Raw genomic sequence first — 18,454 nt, 5'->3', positions numbered from 1 at the left:
AACTAACTTTTAGGAATATGCATAGAAGGTCAAAAAAATCGCAGCCTTCGCTAACGACGTTCCGCGGCCTGGAGGTGTTCCTTTTTCGGAATCTTGAGATACGGGTTGGTACAACCAATCTTCAACGTCCGTGCTGGCGCCCAGCGCGAATTGTTGCCTACGCGATCGAGGATGCAGTAAGTCACCTCCAGTCGCAGGTCTTCGCCGGCTTCAAGGATGATCGCCGGTGGCACCCAGACCTGAACCGGCTGGCCCACATCACTTTCCTTGAGTGGGGGCAGGTCCATGCGGGCATCGCCCCAGCGCAGGGTGATTTCGTCATCGGCGGCCATGTTCAGGTACGGCTCGATGGTCACCGGCACACCGCGCTTGACCTGGTTGGGGTTCACGCCCTGGCGGCGAATCGTTCCGGGAATGTTTACCGGGGCCAGGCTCTGGTTCTCGTCGCCACTCAGCGCAGACACCTGGCCGCCGGGACACTCGAGTTTGGACTGCACGCGCCTGGCGGGCGATACGATCGGTGCTTGCCCTATCTGCATGATTCGATAGTGGACGCGAGAGGAACCACTGGTGATGAAGCTCTCGGGTACCCGAAGCTGGACGGGGTGGCCAATCTCATCGGCCATCAGGACCCTGGAGGCGACGTAGCAGTTGTCCCAGAACAGTTCGATCAGGTCGCCTTCGTCCATCGCGGGGTAGGGCGGCACCTCGATCAGCAAGTGCGTCGCCGAGGCGAGGTTGATTCCGGCCTTGTGCGATTGCGCCAGAGTCGGGGCGGCAAGTCCGGTTTTATTTGAGGTGCTTGTCATGGAGGTCTCCTTGATGTTTTGCATTGAAGTCCGTTTCGGAAAAATAAAACGTGAGTTCGAACAGCAAAACAGTTCATTACTTTGATTTTTAAATAATGATTGAGCGTGAAGGGTGCCGCTGGAAGGAGACTAGATAAGAGTTAGTCGGAGTAGGTGTCAATAGAGTGAGTTGGTTAAGTGGGAAGTTGGCTGTTATTCAGAATAATCCTACGCATTGAAGTTAATAAACTGTCCCCGTGCGTCGAATCTACCTGCTCGGAGCGCCATTTTTTGAGGGTTTTGCGCAGTTTGGTAGCGACTGATGTTCAGTCGGTAAAACTGTTGCGCAATACATATATGTATCGAGGGTGCTGACAAAGTGTGCTTGTCATACACGTATATTTAATTATGTAAGAGTAGGTGGTTTTACGCGGAGGGTGTCACTTCCATCCATGGAAGTTGACAGGTGTTACAAGGGATTTAGTTGTGTGCGTTGTTCAGGAACTTGCTGAGGAATTGCTTGGTGCGCTCTTCCTTGGGGTTGGCAAACAACGCCTTTGCTTCGCCTTGTTCGACGATCACACCCTTGTCGAAAAAAACCACGCGATTGGCCACGTCACGGGCGAAAGCCATTTCGTGGGTGACGATCACCATGGTGCGGTTTTCGTCGGCCAGGCCGCGGATGGTCGCCAGCACTTCACCCACCAGCTCCGGGTCGAGCGCCGAGGTCGGTTCGTCGAACAGAATCACTTCCGGTTCCATCGCCAGCGCGCGGGCAATCGCCACACGCTGTTGCTGCCCCCCCGAAAGGCGGCGCGGGTAGGCGTCCTCCTTGCCTGCCAGGCCAACCTTGGCCAACAGTTTTTTACCCAGGGCAACGGCGTCGGCGTGCGCGATCTTCTTGACGATGATCGGGCCTTCGATAACGTTTTCCAGGGCGGTGCGGTGGGGGAACAGGTTGAAGTTCTGGAACACGAAGCCCACGTGCTGGCGCAAACGGCGCACCAGGCTCTGTTGCTGGTTCAACGGGCGGCTGGTATCGATTTCGATGTCGCCGACCTTGATCCGGCCGCTGGTGGGTTCCTCGAGGAAGTTCAGGCAACGCAGGAAGGTAGTCTTGCCCGAGCCGCTAGGCCCGATGATCGCCACCACCTCACCTTCCTTCACTTGCAGATCGATGCCGTTGAGCACGACTTGACCCTTGAACTGCTTTGTCAGTTTTTCCACGACAATCATGGGGTCAGGACTCCTGGTCGTGCCGGTTGACCCGTGCTTCCAGCTGGTTCTGCAGGTGCGACAGCACCGTGGCCAGGACCCAGTAGATCAGCGCGGCGGCAAGGTACATGGTGAACACTTCGAAGGTGCGGGCGGTAATCAGTTGCGCCTGGCGGAACAGCTCCGGTACCTGGATGGTGGCGGCCAGCGCGGTGTCCTTGACCAGCGAGATGAAGCTGTTGCCCAGTGGCGGCAATGCGGTACGCATCGCCTGCGGCAGGATGGCCCGGCGCAGGGTTTGCGCACGGGTCATGCCGATACTGGCAGCGGCTTCCCACTGACCGCGCTCGATGGAACTGATCGCGGAACGCAGGATTTCGCAGGCATAGGCCGCCATGTTCAGCGAGAAGCCGATCAGGGCCGCCGGCAGTGGATCGAGTTCCATGCCCAATTGCGGCAAGCCGTAATAGATCACGAACAGTTGCACCAGCAACGGCGTGCCGCGAAAAAACGACACGTAGATGCGGGCGATCCAGCTCACCAGCTTGAAGCGTGAAAGGCGCATCAGTGCCAGGCCGAAGCCCATCACCAGGCCGAAGAACATCCCGCCCAGGCTCAAGATGACCGTGTAGTACGCCCCCTTGAGCAGAAAGGGCAGGGAGTCCAGTGCGAGTTGAAAAGCTTCTTCCATTATTGGGTGACGTCAGCGCTGAAGTATTTTTCCGAAAGCTTTTTCAGCGTGCCGTCGGCGCGCAGCTTGTCGATGGCCTTGTTCACGGCTGCCAGCAGTTCAGGCTCGCCTTTGCGCAGGGCAATACCGGCTTCCTGACGGGAGAACGCGTCGCCGGCAGCGGTGGTGTCCTTGGCTTTCTTGGCGTATTCCAGCGCGGCCAGGCGGTCGATCAGGATGGCGTCGATACGGCCGACACGCAGGTCCTGGAATTTGGTCGGATCATCTTCGTAGGTGCGCACGTCAGCGGTCGGCACATTGGCTTTGACCCACTGCTCGTAGTTGGTGCCCAGGCCCACACCGACTTTCTTGCCACCCAGGTCGGCAGCGGACTTGATGTTCAGTTCGGCGGCTTTCTTGGTCAGTACCAGCGCCTGAATCCCGGAAACGGTGTAGGGCTCGGAGAAGTCATACTTCTTCTTGCGCTCTTCGGAGATGGTCACCTGGTTGACCACGGCGTCCAGGCGCTTGGATTCCAGTGCCGCGAGGATGCCGTCCCATTTGGTCGGTTGCAGTTTGACCTTCACACCCAGCTCTTTGGCCAGGGCTTCGGAAAATTCGACTTCGAAGCCGGTCAGCTTGCCGTCGGCGTCGACGAAACTGAACGGTGGGTAGGTGCCTTCCAGGCCGACGTTGATCACGCCTTTGTCCTTGATTTGTTGCAGTTGCTCACCGGCCACTGCCTGGCCGATCAGGCCGGCACTGAGTGCCAGGCCCAGCGAACCCACCAGCAGATTGCGACGTAGTGCGGAAAAATTCATGACAAGCCCCTGTGTTTTCTTATGGAAGACGCTTAAGGAAAGTTGGCAAATTCGGGATTTTGACGACTGCGTTATCCTGCCTTAAAGCAACGTACGCGTCGCGTTACAAATTCGCCTGCGGCGAGACTATATGATGACGCTTTTAGATTAGAAAATAATAAATTCTATTTTTGTTATTTCTTAAAGGAATATGTGTTGTCTGTTGAAAAGATCGCAGCCTGCGGCAGCTCCTACATGGATCGGCGTATCCTGTAGGAGCTGCCGAAGGCTGCGATCTTTTGATCTTTAGCTCTTACAGAAAGCTCGTGTAGGCAAACAACGCCGGAGCCCCACCGGTGTGCAGGAAGATGATCGGTCCCTCATCGAAACGCTGGCGTCCAATCCCGTCCAGCAACCCCGCCATGGCCTTGCCAGTGTAGACCGGGTCCAGCAACAGGCCTTCCTGACCGGCCACCAGCTTCACCGCGGCCAGCGTCCCGGCATTGGGCTCGCCATAGCGCGGCGCGAAATATTCGTCCCACAACTCGACCTTGAAGCTCGCCGGCAATGGCACCCCCAACAACTCGGCGGTACGCTCAGCCAGGCCCTGTACTTTTGGCCGCTGATCTTCATCGCTGCGAGAAACCGTGACGCCGATGACTGGCAAATCCGGCAACGCTTCGCTCAATGCCAATGCCAGTCCGCTGTGTGTTCCGGCGCTGCCCGAGGCCAGGACGACGGCGGCAAAGTTCAGCCCGGTGTCCTTGATCTGCTCGGCCAGTTCCAGCCCGGCTCGCACATAACCCAGTGCACCCAGTGCATTCGAGCCACCGATCGGCACCAGGTACGGCTTCTTGCCATTGCTGCGCAGGCGGGCGGCCAAAGCTTGCAATAGCTCGTCGGCGTTATCCAGGTTTTCTACCAGCTCGACCTTGGCATCGAACAGGTCCAGCAACAGCCGATTGCCGTTACCGACATAGTTGGCGTCGTCGGTGCCCAGCGGGTTTTCCAGCAGGGCCACGCAGCCAAGCCCCAGCTTGGCCGCAATGGCAGCGGTCTGGCGCACATGGTTGGACTGCAGCGCGCCCGCCGTGATCAATGTATCGGCGCCCTGGGCCAGGGCATCGGCTGCCAGGTATTCAAGTTTGCGCAGCTTGTTGCCGCCCATGGCCAGTGGGGTCAGGTCATCGCGTTTGACGTAGACGTCGCGCCCCAGCCAGGCCGACAGGCGTTCGAGTTTTTCCAGGGCGGTGGGCTGACCGAGCAGGTCGAGACGATTGAAGCGGGCAAGCTGTTGTTTGATCATGGGTCCGTACTGGCGGTGGAAGGTCTCTGGACTATAGGCACGCCACTTTGTCGCGGCAACCGCCAATCGCTTATAGCCGATTGTGCTTACGACAGCACAATTGGTTCTTAATTTGGCTTGCGGGCCTTGCCGTAAAGTAATCGCCGTCAGTGCGGCCCGACAGTCCGGCCGCCCGTGAGGAGTTTTTACCGTGAGTGAGCGTTCCAGCCATTGGCAATTGCAAACCATCGTCAGCCAACTGCGCACGGCGCGTGAGCAGTGGCGCGCACAAAACGGCCGCGCCAGCGGTGAGCAGGGTGGTCGCGAGTTGCCGTCGCGGGCGGCCATGGCGGACATTCTCGAAGCGCTCTGCGGTGCGCTGTTCCCGATGCGCCTGGGGCCGGTGGACTTGCGCGAAGAGAGTGAAGACTTCTACGTTGGCCACACCCTCGATGTGGCGTTGAATGCGTTGCTGGCTCAGGCGCGACTTGAGTTGCGCTACGCCGCCCGCCACAGCGCCCAGGCCGACACTGAGGTAGAGGACAAGACCATTCAGATCATCCAGGACTTCGCCCTTGCGTTGCCAGCGCTGCGCAGCCTGTTGGACACCGACGTTCTGGCGGCCTATCACGGCGACCCGGCGGCACGTAGCGTCGATGAAGTGCTGCTGTGCTATCCCGGTATTCTGGCGGTGATTCACCATCGTCTCGCTCACCATTTATACCGCGCCGGGTTGCCGCTGCTGGCCCGGATCAGCGCGGAAATCGCCCATTCGGCCACGGGCATCGACATTCACCCGGGCGCGCAGATCGGCCGCAGTTTCTTTATCGACCACGGGACCGGTGTGGTAATCGGCGAGACCGCGATCATCGGCGAGCGAGTGCGGATTTATCAGGCGGTGACCCTGGGTGCCAAGCGCTTTCCAGCGGACGAAGACGGCCAGTTGCAGAAGGGCCAACCGCGGCATCCGATCGTCGAGGATGACGTGGTGATTTACGCGGGCGCGACCATTCTGGGGCGGATCACCATCGGCAAGGGCTCGACCGTTGGCGGTAATGTCTGGCTGACCCGCAGCGTACCGGCGGGCAGCAACCTGACCCAGGCGAATTTGCAGCTTGATGATGGGGCGCAGAAGTAAGGTCTCAAATCCTCGCTGACTGAGCGGGCCTCTTCGCGAGCAGGCTCGCTCCCACAAGGAAATGCATTTCAATTGTGGGAGCAAGCCTGCTCGCGAATGTTTTCAAGCCATATCGAGATATTGGCTTTCACCCCTTCTCCCCTGAACGAATCCCCCCAAGCCCCGCGTTATATCGCTCCTTGAGCTACTGTTCGAGCACGACCGCCGAGCCCTGCGATTAGTCCTTAGCACCCTATTCATGTTTAACTTGAACGTTCATTCAAGTTAAACCGGTGGTTCGCTGCCCGCTCACAACAGGAGGCTTGCCTTTGCTGAGTCTGATTTCTACAGCCACGTTCGACCCCTTCGAGGTGCACCTTCAATGAGTGCATCGTCTATTCCCCCAAGCGGCCTGATCCGCATGAATCCGCCGGTGTTCTACTTCGCGGCGACGTTCATTCTGCTGTTCGGTGTCGTGGTCATGGCCATGCCCGAACAGGCCGGCGCCTGGTTGCTGGCGGCGCAAAACTGGGCAGCCAACACGGTTGGCTGGTATTACATGCTGGCGATGACCCTGTATCTGGTCTTCGTGGTGGTCACCGCGTTATCGGGCTACGGCAAGATCAAACTCGGTGCCGACCACGACGAGCCCGAATTCAGTTATCTGTCCTGGGCCGGCATGCTGTTCGCCGCCGGGATCAGCATTACGCTGTTTTTCTTCTGTGTGTCCGAGCCCCTGACCCATATGCTGCAACCGCCTCAGGGCGAGGCGGGCACGGCGGATGCGGCGCGCCAGGCGATGCAGATTCTGTTCCTGCACTGGGGCCTGCATGGCTGGGGCGTGTTCGCCTTTGTCGGCATGGCGCTGGCCTACTTCGCCTACCGGCATAACCTGCCGCTGGCCTTGCGCTCGGCGCTGTACCCGCTGATCGGCAAACGCATCAACGGCCCCATCGGTTACGCGGTGGACGGCTTCGGCATCATCGCCACGGTCTTCGGTCTCGGCGCGGACATGGGCTTTGGCGTGTTGCACCTCAACTCGGGCCTGGACTACCTGTTCGGCATCGCTCACACCCAGTGGATCCAGGTCGGGCTGATCACGCTGATGATGGGCGCGGCGATCATTGTGGCGGTGTCCGGGGTCGACAAGGGCGTGCGGGTGATGTCCGACATCAACATGCTGCTGGCCTGTGCGCTGCTGCTGTTCGTGTTGTTCGCCGGGCCTACCCAGCATCTGCTCAATACCCTGATCCAGAACGTTGGCGACTACCTTGGCGCCTTGCCGATGAAGAGTTTTGACCTCTACGCCTACGACAAGCCCAGCGACTGGCTGGGTGGCTGGACGGTGTTCTACTGGGCCTGGTGGATCGCCTGGTCGCCGTTCGTGGGCCTGTTCATTGCGCGGATTTCCCGTGGCCGGACCATCCGCGAGTTCGTCTTCGGCGTGCTGCTGATTCCGCTGGGTTTTACCCTGGCGTGGATGTCGATCTTCGGCAACAGCGCCATCGACCAGGTGCTCAACCACGGCATGTCGGCGCTGGGCTTGTCGGCCATCGAGAATCCGTCGATGACCCTCTACCTGCTGCTGGAAACCTACCCCTGGAGCAAAACCGTGATCGCAGTCACGGTGTTCATCAGCTTCGTGTTCTTCGTCACCTCCGCCGATTCCGGCACCGTGGTGTTGTCGACGCTGTCCGCCAAGGGTGGCAACCCGGATGAAGACGGGCCGAAATGGCTGCGGGTGTTCTGGGGCGCGATGACCGCATTGGTGACCAGTGCGTTGCTGTTTTCCGGCAGCATCGATGCGTTGAAGTCAGCCGTGGTCCTGACTTCGCTGCCGTTCTCGCTGATTTTGCTGTTGATGATGTGGGGGCTGCATAAAGCGTTTTATCTGGAATCGCAGAAGCAGATTGCGCAGATGCATTCCCTGGCGCCAGTGTCCGGCTCGCGGCGCGGTGGTTGGCGTCAGCGCTTGGGCCAGGCGGTGCATTTCCCGTCGCGGGACGAGGTTTATCGCTTCCTCGATTCGACGGTGCGCCCGGCCATCGAAGAGGTGTCGGCGGTGTTCATCGAAAAGGGCCTGAGCGTCGTGACTCACCCGGAGCCGGTCAATGACAGCGTCAGCCTGGAAATCGGTCACGGCGACGAACACCCATTCATCTATCAGGTACAAATGCGCGGTTACTTCACGCCGTCGTTTGCCCGGGGTGGCATGGGCGCCAAGGAGCTCAATAATCGTCGTTATTACCGGGCCGAAGTGCATTTGAGCGAGGGCAGTCAGAACTACGACCTGGTGGGATACACCAAGGAGCAGATCATCAACGACATCCTTGATCAGTACGAAAGGCACATGCAGTTCCTGCACCTGGTGCGTTGAGCAGGTCTTCAGGTCTCGGTGGTCAACACCATGAACAACACCAGCGCCGCCACCGGGATACCGAACACGGCGCTGCCGACCATCACCTCCGTGCCTAATGGCTGGCGGGCATGCACGATGCCCACCGCGCCATTGATCAGCGTCAGGGCCAGCCACAGCACGATAAAGCTGTAGGCGAGGACCTGGCGGGGGAAGCCGATTTTTTCGCCGATGTACAGCATCAGCGCGAGCAGGATCAGGCCAAACGAGATGATGATGGTGGTGTGCATGGTGTGTGCCTCCCTTCAGGTGTGTGCTGCCACAAGGTTCACCGCGATCACTGTAGGAGCGAGCCTGCTCGCGATTGGCGTCGCTGCGGTTTCAATGTGAGCTTAGTTAAACCAGCCCACCATTCACCCGCAGAATCTGCCCATTGACCCACGCCGACTCCGGTCCGGCCAAGAACGACACGACACGGGCAATATCCTCCGGTTGCCCGAGACGCTCAAGCGGCGCCATTTTGGCGAAAGTCTGGATCTGTTCTTCGCTCTTGCCGTGCAGGAACAAATCGGTTGCCACCGGCCCCGGCGCCACGGCATTGACCGTGATGTTGTGCTCGGGCATTTCCTTGGCAAACACCTGGGTTAACGATTCCACCGCGGCCCTGCTGGCAATGTACACGGCGTAGCCCGGCAGGTTCAGGCCCACGGTACTGTTTGCGGGGGCGCAGTAACCGCTGGTCTGGGCGAGAAATCGGCGTAACAAAATCGACTAATATTTTGCATAGTGTGTATGGTGTGTATTCGATCCCTGCTCCACCGCCTACATTACGTCGCAGTTGCTGACGAACAGGGCGAAGGGAATGCGGAGTCGGGAGATGATCAGGATGATCGAGGAGGATGGTTGGTATCTGGTGGCTGTGAAAGGCAGTCACCATCAATACAAGCATTCGCACAAGCCAGGTAGGGTGACGATCAAGCACCCAGACTCTGATCTTCCAAAGGGAACGATCAACAGCATATTGAAACAGGCGGGTCTGAAATGAGGCCTGTCATTGGATACGAGAGTCCCGATGCGGACTTGTCACAGGAAGGATTCATCCAAATGAAATTCCCGGTCGTTCTGCACAAGGATGCCGACTCAGACTACGGAGTGATCATCCCGGACGTACCGGGTTGTTTCTCCGCAGGCACTACAGTTGCCGAGGCATTTGAAAATGTGAAAGAAGCATTGTCCCTGCACTATGAAGGTCTGGTTGCCGATGGCGATCCACTGCCTCAGGTTCGCGAGATCGACGTCCATATCGATAACCCCGATTACGCTGGTGGCGTGTGGGGTGTGGTGGAGTTCGATGTCACGCCTTACTTCGGCAAGTCAGTGCGCTTCAACGCCACGCTACCTGAGCAATTGCTTGAACGCATCGATCAGACTGTCAGGCGGGACCGGCGCTACAGCTCAAGGTCGGGTTTTTTGGCGGCTGCAGCTCTGCGCGAGTTATCGGCCTGACAGGAGCGGGGCAGATCCGTAAAGGACGCCTGTCGCTCAAGCACTCTCGCGCTCGATCACCCGACACTCCAGCAGATTCAAGCGCTTGACCTCATTCTCCACCGGCAGCACGCCCAGGCTCTCCAGCACCCGGGTTGCGGCGAGTACGCCGATCTCCAGCGCCGGTGGCTTGATGGTGCTCAAGCTTGGCAGGAGCATTTCGGCGAAGGGGTAATCTCCGAAGCCGAGTACCGCGCAGTCCTGGGGAATGCTCAGGCCGGCCCGTTGTCCGGCCAGCAAGCCGCCGGCGGCGAGGTTGTCGTTGGCGAAAATGATGGCGTCGGGTCGTGGTGAGACGTTCATCAAGGCTTGCATGGCTTGCTTGCCGGCTTCGAACGGGGCGCGATCGGCATCCGGGGCGAACACCCAGGGCTCGAGCCCAAACTCACGCACGGTGGCCGCGTAGCCGTCACGCCGTTCCAGCGCACTGAAGTCTCCCGGTGCACTGTTCTGTACGAATGCAATGCGCCGATAACCCTTGCCATGCAGGTAGCGCGCGGCTGCCACGCCCACCTCGAAATGCGAAAAACCGATTTGCAGCGGCTCGCGCTCGGGTTGGTAGTCCCAGGTTTCGATCACTGGAATGTCCGCTTCGGCGATCAGCTTTTCGGTGCCGGCACTATGGAAGTGGCTGGTCAGCACCAACGCTGCCGGCGACCAGCCGAGAAACGCCCGCACCGCGCTTTCTTCCTGTGTGGCGTCGAAGTAACTCGATGCCAATAACAGCTGGTAACCGTGGCGGCTGAGGGTGTCGCTGAAGCCCTGGATGGTGTTGGCGAAGATCGGCCCGGAGATGTTCGGGATCACCATGCCGACGATCCTGCCACGGGCCGACGCCAGCCCCCCGGCTACCAGGTTGGGTACGTAACCCAGTGCCGCGACGACGGCGGCGATGCGCTCGCGGCGTTCCGGTGACACCTGGTCTGGCTGATTGAAGTAGCGCGACACTGTGATCGCCGAAACACCCGCCTGGCGAGCCACGGTGTTCAGGGTGACGCGTCCGGCGCCACGGCGTTTGCGGGGCTTGTCTTCACTCAACGGGCGACCCCTCTTAAAAACAAAAAGGCATATAAAAGTAATTTTTCAGTATTGGACGCTCTATGTGGGGGTTGCCAATACTGATGATGTTAGCGCTAACAAAGCGTTCTGTCTGCTACTCGCTCGAGCGAATGCCCAAGACAACTTCACTCGCACTGTCGTCGCAGAACGGCAGCGGTTCAGGGCAATTTTCGAGCGGGCAGACCATGCACTTCACCTTTGGGGAATCACAAAAACTGGCGCAATCGATTCGCGCCGCCACACCACGTCGCACGTACCTTGGCTGGCTGTTCGCCGGATTGGCGGCGTTGCCCGTGCCGGGCGCTTTCGCCGCCGACAACGCCGAACAGGAGCCGACCCTCAAGTCCGTGACGGTCACCGCGACTCGCCGCGAAGAGTCGCTGCAGAAAATCCCGGTAGCGGTAACCGTGCTCGATGGCGAGCAACTGGAGCGCGATAACCGCACCAGCGTGTCGAGCATTGTCCAGCAAGTGCCATCGCTGAACTTCCGTACCGGCGCGTCGAACAAGGACACTTCTCTATTCGTTCGCGGCGTCGGGACCATTTCCACCTCACCGGGCGTCGAGCCGACCGTGGCCACGGTGATCGACGGCGTGGTCTATGCCCGTCCGGGCCAATCGACCCTGGACCTGCTGGATCTGGAGCGCGTCGAAGTGCTGCGCGGGCCGCAGGGCACGCTGTTCGGCAAGAACGCCTCGGCCGGCGTGCTCAACATCACCAGCCGGGCCCCGACCGCCGAAACCCAAGGCCACATCGATCAGTCGTACTACAGCGGCAACGAAAGCCGTACCCGCTTCGGCCTCGGCGGCAGTCTGGTTCCGGGCACCCTCATAGGCTCGATCACCACGCTGTTCGGCACCTACGACGGCAACGTCGATAACCGCTACAACGGCCAGGAGGTCAACGGTTACAACCACAAGGGCGCGCGCGGCAAACTGCAATTCACCCCGAATGAAGACCTCACCTTTACGCTGATTGCCGACTACATGCAGTCCCACGACGATGCGCCCAATGGCGTGGTCAGCAAATCCCTGACGCCTGCGTTCGCCAATGCCTTGAGCCCGGTGCGGGCGTCCAGTGACAACCGCGACATCAACACCCAAACCCGCACCCACGTCGAAGACATCAACAAAGGCCTATCTGGCCAACTCGACTGGCAACTGGGCGATTACACCCTGACCTCGATCACCGCCTGGCGCGGTTGGGACAACACCCAGTATCAGGATGGCGACCGCTTGAGCACGGTGACCGCGGCGTTCCCCGGCACTGCCGACAAGGGCGACCTGGCTTTCGACCAATACTCGCAAGAGCTGCGCCTGGCTTCACCGACAGGCGAGTTCCTCGAATACGTGGGTGGTCTGTTCTACATGCACGGCAAGGACGACGAGACCTATCAGCGCACCTTGACCACGCCCACCAGCGTCAACCGTGGCGTCGCCGATTACAGCACCAGCAGCGACAGCTACGCGGCGTTCGGTGAAAGTACCCTCAATTTCACCCCGGATTTTCGCGGTATCGCCGGCCTGCGCTACACCCACGATGAACTGGAATACGATCACCGCCGGGTATCGACGTCGGCCACCGCCGTCAGCGGCATTCAGCCAGGCACCAGCAGCTCCGGTTCGGTGGATGAAGATGGCTGGTCCGGACGTCTTGGCGTGCAGTACGACTTGAGTGATGCCGTCACCACGTACCTGACCTACTCGCGTGGCTACAAAGGCCCGGCCTACAACGTGTTCTTCAACATGCAGCCACGGGACACCGAGGCGCTCAAACCGGAAACCTCCAACACCTGGGAAGCCGGTATCAAGGCCACAAGCTGGAACAATCGCCTGACCACCAACGTCGCGGTGTTCCACAGCGATTACGACAACTACCAGGCGAACTTCTTCGATACCGTGGCGGGACAAGTGGTGACCCGCCTGATCAACGCCGGCAGTGTCAGCACCGAAGGCGTCGAACTCGATTACGCCTTGCAGGCCACCCAACAACTGAAGTTCTCCGGCGCCCTGGCCTACACCCGCGCACGCATCGACGAATTCGCCTGCCCGGCAGGTGCGGCGGCGTCGTGCAACGTCAACGGCAAGCCACTGCCGTTCAGCCCGGACTGGAAAAGCTACGTGCGTGCCGACTACAGCATCCCCCTGGATAACGGCCTGGATATCGAACTGGGCACCGACTTCAGCTGGCAGAGCGAAGTGCAATACGACATCAGCCAGAACGTCGACACCAAGCAGGGCGCTTACGGCATCTGGAACGCCAGCGTCGCTTTGGCCGACTACAACAACGGCTGGAGCGTGGCTCTGCTGGGCAAGAACCTCGCGGACAAGTCCTACTCACCGCTGCTGGCCAGTGGCGGCAACTACATCTACCGCGCCGTGCCACGGGACGACGAGCGCTACTTCGGCGTGCAACTGCGCAAGGATTTCTGACCATGACCCGACAGCTCAAGCTTGGCGCTTTCCTGATGGCGACCGGGCACCACGTCGCCGCCTGGCGCCATCCGCAAGTGCCGGCCGATGCCGGCCTGGATTTCGCCCACTACAAGCGCCTGGCGCAGATCGCCGAAGCGGCGAAATTCGATGCCTTGTTCATCGCCGACAGCGTGGCGGCAGCGACCGGGGCAATCGCCAGTCGCATGGCCCGTTCCGACCATTTTGAACCGCTGACGCTGCTCTCGGCGTTGAGCGTGGTGACCGAACATATCGGGCTGATCGCCACGGCCACCACCAGCTACAACGAGCCGTACCATGTCGCGCGCAAGTTCGCTTCCCTGGATCATCTCTCAGGAGGACGCGCGGGGTGGAACCTGGTGACGTCCGACAATGCCGCCGAGGCGTTGAACTTTGGCCGCACCGAGCATCTTGGGCATACCGAGCGTTACAGCCGGGCGCGAGAGTTTCATCAGGTGGTCAGCGGGCTTTGGGACAGTTGGGAAGATGACGCCTTTATCCGCGACAAGGCCAGTGGTACGTACTACCACCCGGAAAAAGTCCACACGCTGGATCACCTCGGCGAACACTTCCGGGTCAAAGGCCCGCTGAACGTAGCGCGCTCGCCTCAGGGCCAACCGGTGATCGTGCAGGCCGGTTCTTCCGAGGCCGGTCGTGAGCTGGCGGCGCAGACGGCCGAAGTGGTGTTCACCGCGCAGACGTCGCTGACCAGTGCCCAGGCGTTTTATCGCGACCTGAAAGGACGTTTGAGTCGATACGGTCGCAGCGACGACTCGCTGAAGATCATGCCCGGTGTTTTCGTGGTCGTCGGGCAAACTGAAAGCGAAGCCCGGGAAAAAAATGAAACGTTTCAGCAATTAGTCGAACCGGAGGTTGGCGTGGCCTTGCTTGGGCGTATGCTGGGCAACTTCGATTTGTCGAAGTATCCGCTGGACGGGCCGTTACCCGACTTGCCGCTGACTGAAAGCGGTCAGCAAAGCCGACAAAAGTTGCTGACGGAGCTGGCGGGCCAGGAGCACCTCAGCCTCGCCGAACTGGGGCGCAGGATTGCCGGCGGTCGCGGGCATTACAGCCTGGTGGGAACGCCGGCGCAGATTGCCGACCACTTGCAGGAGTGGTTCGAACACGGCGCGGCGGATGGCTTCAATGTGCTGGTACCGCACTTGCCCGACGGTCTGGAGGATTTTGCCCGCGGCGTTGTACCGGAGCTGCAACGACGTGGATTGTTCCGAGCCGAATACGAAGGTCGCACGCTGCGCCAGAACCTTGGACTGGCAAGGCCTTCCAATAGATTTGCGACAAAACCGGTTGAAGATTTCAGATAAAACAGACAAGAGAGGATTCGATGACTTACACCGCTGCCGAAAACCGCTACGACTCCATCCCTTACCGCCGCGTGGGCCGCAGCGGGCTGGTGCTGCCGGCTCTGTCACTGGGCCTGTGGCACAACTTCGGCGACAGCACGCCGATCGACACCCAGCGTGCGCTGTTGCGCACGGCGTTCGACCTGGGCATCAACCATTTCGACCTGGCCAACAACTACGGCCCGCCGTACGGCAGTGCCGAAACCAACTTTGGGCGTTTGCTGCGTGAAGACTTCAAGCAGTACCGCGACGAGTTGATCATTTCCAGCAAGGCCGGTTGGGACATGTGGCCTGGCCCTTATGGTCAGGGCGGTGGTTCACGCAAGTACGTGCTCGCCAGCCTTGACCAGAGCCTGCAACGCCTGGGCCTCGACTATGTGGACATCTTTTATTCCCACCGTTTCGACCTGGACACCCCGCTGGAAGAAACCGCCAGCGCGCTGGCCAGCGCCGTACAGCAGGGCAAGGCGTTGTACATTGGTATCTCGTCTTATTCAGGGGTGAAAACCCGCGAAATAGCGGCGTTGCTCAAAGAATGGAAAGTCCCGTTGTTGATTCACCAACCGGCCTACAACCTGCTCAATCGCTGGGTGGAAAAGGACCTGCTGGACACCACCGACGAGCTCGGCACCGGCGTGATTGCCTTCACACCGCTGGCTCAGGGGCTGCTGACGGACAAGTACCTCAACGGCGTGCCGGCCGATGCGCGAGTCAACCGTCCGGGCGGTGGTTCGTTGCAGGCCGCGCATTTGTCCGAGAGCAACATTGCCCAGGTGCGCGCGCTCAATGAGATCGCCAAGCGTCGCGGTCAGAGCCTGGCGCAACTGGCGCTGGCCTGGACCCTGCGCGACCCTCGGGTGACCTCTGCGCTGATCGGCGCGAGCCGGCCGGAGCAGATCATCGAGAACGTCGGGGCGTTGAAGAATTTGAGCTTTAGCGCAGAAGAGTTGGCGGAGATTGACCGGTTTGCCCAGGAGGGTGGAATCAATCTTTGGGAGAAGCCTTCTACCGCTGAGTAAGTGATCGGCACTGGATTTCTGGTGCCTGTTCCGACCTCTTCGCGGGCAAGCCCGCTCCCACAGTGTCTGAGTCGTACACAAAGTCTGTGAACACTGCTGAGCCTGTGGGAGCGGGCTTGCCCGCGATGGGGCCATCAGAGTCAGTACAAAACTGACTGATCAGCGGAAGAACGGCACATCCCCCAACACCGTCGCCCGCTGCATCACCCGCCGCGCCGGGCGGTAATCATCCACCGCGTAATGCTGGGTCACGCGGTTGTCCCAGAAGGCGATGTCGTCTTTCTGCCAGCGCCAGCGAATGGTGAATTCCGGCCGGGTCGTATGGGCGAACAGGAACTTCAGGATCGCCTCGCTCTCGGTTTCCGACAACTCGTTGATCTTCGAGGTGAAGCCCTCGTTGACGAACAGTGAGCGACGTCCGCTCACCGGGTGTGTGCGGATCACCGGGTGCGACAGCGGCGGATTCTTGCGCCGTGTCTCTTCCCATTGGGTCAACGCTTCAGGCGTGTTGCCATAGCGTTCCAGCGGGAACGAACGGGTGAAGTCGTGGGTGGCGGTCAACCCTTCGAGCAGGCTTTTCAAGGGCGCCGACAACGCTTCATACGCCGCGATGCCGCTGGCCCACAGGGTATCGCCGCCAAACTCCGGCAGCAGCTTGGCACTGAGCACCGCGCCCATGGCCGGGGTCGGCAGGAAGGTCACGTCGGTGTGCCAGATCGCGTTGTCACGCACGTCGGTGACGGCGGTGTCGAGGATCAGGACCTCCGGTTGTTCCGGCACGTTGGGGTAGATCGGGTGGATGTGCAGGTCGCCGAAATTGGCGGCGAATCGTGCCTGCTGTTGTGGGGTGATCGGCTGGTCACGGAAGAACAGCACCTGGTGCTTGAGCAGCGCCTGCTCGATGGCGTCGCGTTGTTCCAGGTTCAGCGGCTGGCTGACGTCGACGCCGCTGATTTGCGCGCCGAGTGCTGAACTCAAAGGGACGATGGTCAGATTACTCATGGTCTTTCTCTTCAATTCGGGGCGCCGATTTGTCGGCGTAGTCAGTCTGTAGGAGCCGAGCTTGCTCGCGATGGCGATAGGTCAGGCAGATTTGCTCTGACAGATACACCGCAATCGCGAGCAAGCTCAGCTCCTACATTGATTCTTAGTGAGCCTGGCCGTGCCATGGCACCAGTTTGCGTTGCAGGGCTCGCAGGCCCATCTCCATGACGAAGGCAATCAGTGCGATCACCAGAATCCCCAGCACCACCACGTCGGTAACCAGGAACTGCGCAGCCGACTGCACCATGAAACCCAGGCCGCTGGTGGCGGCAATCAATTCGGCGGCTACCAGCGTCGACCAACCCACGCCCAAGCCAATGCGCACACCCGTCAAGATGTCCGGCAAGGCGCTCGGCAGAATCACGTGGCGGATCAGTTGTGCGCGGGTCGCGCCCAGTGACTGCGCTGCGCGCAATTTGGCCGGGTCGACGGTTCGCACACCCGTGGCGGTGGCGATGGCGATCGGGGCGAAAATGGCCAGGTAGATCAGCAACACTTTCGACAATTCGCCGATACCGCACCAGATCACGATCAGCGGCAGGTAAGCCAGCGGTGGAATAGGGCGGTAGAACTCGATCAACGGATCCAGCACGCCGCGGGCAATACGGTTGGCACCGATGGCAATGCCAACCGGTACGGCGGTCAGCACCGCAAAGCCGAGGCCCAGGCCAATGCGGCTGAGGCTCGCGCCCAAGTGCTGCCACAAGGTCGAATCCATGTAGCCGCTGGTGACCAACAGCCAGCCTTTTTGCAGCACGGCGGACGGTGGCGGCAGGAACAGGGGTTCGATCAAGCCAGTCGCCGTGACGGCCCACCAAATGAATATCAGCGCGATCAATGTCAGTACACTGATCCAGCGAGTGCTCAAGCTGCGGCGCAGTGGAATGACCGTAGTTCCTGGTTTAACCGCCGCGGCGGGAATTTCGTAGCTGCTCATGCGCGCTCCTGCCGCTGGGCGGCGCTGCGTTGGGAGAACACTTTGGCGAGCACGTGTTCGCGGGTTTCGATAAAGCGCGGATCGGACTTGATCGACCGTGCCGATTCACCAGCGGCATAACGCTGACCGAAATCCAGATGCAGACGCTCGACGATCTGCCCGGGATTGGGTGCCAGCAGAATCAGATCCGTGGCGAGAAACACCGCTTCTTCAATGTCGTGGGTAATCAGGAAGACCGGCTTGGCGGTGCGCCGCCAGACTTGCAACAGGAGCTCTTGCATCTGTTCGCGGGTGAAGGCGTCGAGGGCCCCGAAGGGTTCGTCCATCAGCAATACACGCGGATCGGCAGCGAGTGCGCGGGCCAGGCCGACACGCTGTTTCTGGCCGCCCGAGAGTTGCCAGATCCGGCGGCTTTCAAAACCGGCAAGGTCCACCAGTGCAAGCATTTCCCTTGCGCGGATTTCGCGTTTGTTCCGAGCAACGCCGGCCAGTTCCAGGCCAAAGCCGACGTTGGCCAGCACGTCCTGCCAGGGCAGCAGGGCGTCGTCCTGGAACACCACGCCGCGCTCGGCGCTCGGGCCTTTGACCGGCACGCCGTCGAGGGTAATGCGCCCGGCGCTGGGCTCGACAAAACCTGCAATCAGGTTCAACAGCGAAGTCTTGCCACTGCCGGACGGGCCGAGGGCAACCAGCAACTGCTGGGGCCCGAGGGTCAGGGAAATATCCGCCAGTACCGGTGTAGGGCTACCGGGGTACTGTGCGCTGATGCGCTCCAGCTGTAGCAAAGCCATCGCCATTAACT

Annotated in this window: 18 protein-coding genes; 7 read left to right on the top strand and 11 right to left on the bottom strand. The window is 60.2% G+C overall.

Features of this window, described 5'->3' with window-relative positions:
- Window positions 1–50: 50 nt before the first annotated feature.
- The 5 genes from PMI35_RS21370 to PMI35_RS21390 all read right to left on the bottom strand — a co-directional run bounded on the left by PMI35_RS21370 (window position 51) and on the right by PMI35_RS21390 (window position 4,779).
- Entirely contained in the window at window positions 51–809 is a 759-nt protein-coding gene (locus PMI35_RS21370; protein WP_008057616.1) for a hypothetical protein, read from the bottom strand.
- Between the two features lie 459 nt (window positions 810–1,268).
- A complete protein-coding gene (tcyN, locus tag PMI35_RS21375; RefSeq protein ID WP_008057614.1) occupies window positions 1,269–2,024 on the bottom strand; it encodes an L-cystine ABC transporter ATP-binding protein TcyN in 756 nt (251 codons plus the stop codon).
- 4 nt (window positions 2,025–2,028) lie between these two features.
- Complete coding sequence (gene tcyL, locus PMI35_RS21380; protein ID WP_008057612.1) at window positions 2,029–2,694, bottom strand: cystine ABC transporter permease; 666 nt, start codon at window positions 2,692–2,694, stop codon at window positions 2,029–2,031.
- Window positions 2,694–3,494: a cystine ABC transporter substrate-binding protein gene (gene tcyJ, locus PMI35_RS21385; RefSeq protein WP_008057611.1), complete on the bottom strand. Its 801-nt coding sequence runs from the start codon at window positions 3,492–3,494 to the stop codon at window positions 2,694–2,696. The genes tcyL and tcyJ overlap by 1 nt, the downstream gene beginning before the upstream one ends.
- A 292-nt stretch (window positions 3,495–3,786) precedes the next feature.
- On the bottom strand, window positions 3,787–4,779 hold the full coding sequence (locus PMI35_RS21390; RefSeq protein WP_008057610.1) for a D-cysteine desulfhydrase: 993 nt from the start codon (window positions 4,777–4,779) through the stop codon (window positions 3,787–3,789).
- Between the two features lie 190 nt (window positions 4,780–4,969).
- Here PMI35_RS21390 and epsC point away from each other — a divergent pair, with 190 nt between their 5' ends.
- Both epsC and betT read left to right on the top strand, forming a co-directional pair.
- Window positions 4,970–5,896 carry a serine O-acetyltransferase EpsC gene (epsC, locus tag PMI35_RS21395; RefSeq protein ID WP_008057609.1) on the top strand — a complete coding sequence of 309 codons (927 nt, stop codon included), beginning with the start codon at window positions 4,970–4,972 and terminating at the stop codon, window positions 5,894–5,896.
- 400 nt (window positions 5,897–6,296) lie between these two features.
- Window positions 6,297–8,252: a choline transporter BetT gene (gene betT / locus PMI35_RS21400; RefSeq protein WP_162831842.1), complete on the top strand. Its 1,956-nt coding sequence runs from the start codon at window positions 6,297–6,299 to the stop codon at window positions 8,250–8,252.
- An 8-nt stretch (window positions 8,253–8,260) separates the two neighbouring features.
- Here betT and PMI35_RS21405 read toward each other — a convergent pair whose 3' ends face one another.
- Window positions 8,261–8,521, bottom strand: a complete 261-nt coding sequence (locus PMI35_RS21405; RefSeq protein ID WP_008057607.1) for a hypothetical protein — start codon at window positions 8,519–8,521, stop codon at window positions 8,261–8,263.
- Window positions 8,522–8,627: 106 nt separating this feature from the next.
- The gene (locus PMI35_RS21410; RefSeq protein ID WP_081504800.1) at window positions 8,628–8,999 is read right to left on the bottom strand and encodes an SDR family oxidoreductase; all 372 of its coding nucleotides are present in this window, start codon (window positions 8,997–8,999) and stop codon (window positions 8,628–8,630) included.
- Between the two features lie 94 nt (window positions 9,000–9,093).
- Here PMI35_RS21410 and PMI35_RS0132455 point away from each other — a divergent pair, with 94 nt between their 5' ends.
- Together PMI35_RS0132455 and PMI35_RS21415 are read left to right on the top strand one after the other, a co-directional pair.
- A complete protein-coding gene (locus tag PMI35_RS0132455; protein ID WP_032831485.1) occupies window positions 9,094–9,276 on the top strand; it encodes a type II toxin-antitoxin system HicA family toxin in 183 nt (60 codons plus the stop codon).
- Window positions 9,273–9,737: a type II toxin-antitoxin system HicB family antitoxin gene (locus tag PMI35_RS21415; protein WP_008057605.1), complete on the top strand. Its 465-nt coding sequence runs from the start codon at window positions 9,273–9,275 to the stop codon at window positions 9,735–9,737. Before PMI35_RS0132455 ends, PMI35_RS21415 begins: the two co-directional genes overlap by 4 nt.
- Before the next feature lie 36 nt (window positions 9,738–9,773).
- On the opposite strand, the gene PMI35_RS21420 is transcribed toward PMI35_RS21415, so the two are convergent.
- A complete protein-coding gene (locus PMI35_RS21420; RefSeq protein WP_008057604.1) occupies window positions 9,774–10,814 on the bottom strand; it encodes a LacI family DNA-binding transcriptional regulator in 1,041 nt (346 codons plus the stop codon).
- A gap of 206 nt (window positions 10,815–11,020) precedes the next feature.
- Here PMI35_RS21420 and PMI35_RS21425 point away from each other — a divergent pair, with 206 nt between their 5' ends.
- The 3 genes from PMI35_RS21425 to mgrA are packed head-to-tail and all read left to right on the top strand — an operon-like array spanning window position 11,021 to window position 15,671.
- Entirely contained in the window at window positions 11,021–13,267 is a 2,247-nt protein-coding gene (locus tag PMI35_RS21425; RefSeq protein WP_032831484.1) for a TonB-dependent receptor, read from the top strand.
- 2 nt (window positions 13,268–13,269) lie between these two features.
- On the top strand, window positions 13,270–14,613 hold the full coding sequence (locus PMI35_RS21430) for an LLM class flavin-dependent oxidoreductase (protein WP_008057602.1): 1,344 nt from the start codon (window positions 13,270–13,272) through the stop codon (window positions 14,611–14,613).
- Window positions 14,614–14,633: 20 nt separating this feature from the next.
- On the top strand, window positions 14,634–15,671 hold the full coding sequence (mgrA, locus tag PMI35_RS21435) for an L-glyceraldehyde 3-phosphate reductase (protein WP_008057601.1): 1,038 nt from the start codon (window positions 14,634–14,636) through the stop codon (window positions 15,669–15,671).
- A 159-nt stretch (window positions 15,672–15,830) separates the two neighbouring features.
- Here mgrA and tauD read toward each other — a convergent pair whose 3' ends face one another.
- The 3 genes from tauD to tauB all read right to left on the bottom strand — a co-directional run bounded on the left by tauD (window position 15,831) and on the right by tauB (window position 18,443).
- A complete protein-coding gene (gene tauD, locus PMI35_RS21440) occupies window positions 15,831–16,673 on the bottom strand; it encodes a taurine dioxygenase (protein WP_008057600.1) in 843 nt (280 codons plus the stop codon).
- Window positions 16,674–16,818: 145 nt separating this feature from the next.
- Window positions 16,819–17,652: a taurine ABC transporter permease TauC gene (tauC, locus tag PMI35_RS21445; RefSeq protein ID WP_008057599.1), complete on the bottom strand. Its 834-nt coding sequence runs from the start codon at window positions 17,650–17,652 to the stop codon at window positions 16,819–16,821.
- On the bottom strand, window positions 17,649–18,443 hold the full coding sequence (gene tauB, locus PMI35_RS21450; RefSeq protein ID WP_008057598.1) for a taurine ABC transporter ATP-binding subunit: 795 nt from the start codon (window positions 18,441–18,443) through the stop codon (window positions 17,649–17,651). Before tauB ends, tauC begins: the two co-directional genes overlap by 4 nt.
- Between the last annotated feature and the right edge of the window lie 11 nt (window positions 18,444–18,454).

It is taken from the genome of Pseudomonas sp. GM78, assembly GCF_000282475.1.
GTDB lineage: Bacteria > Pseudomonadota > Gammaproteobacteria > Pseudomonadales > Pseudomonadaceae > Aquipseudomonas.
The sequence above is the reverse complement of the archived record's forward strand: the minus strand, read 5'-3'. Positions and strand labels throughout refer to the sequence as shown.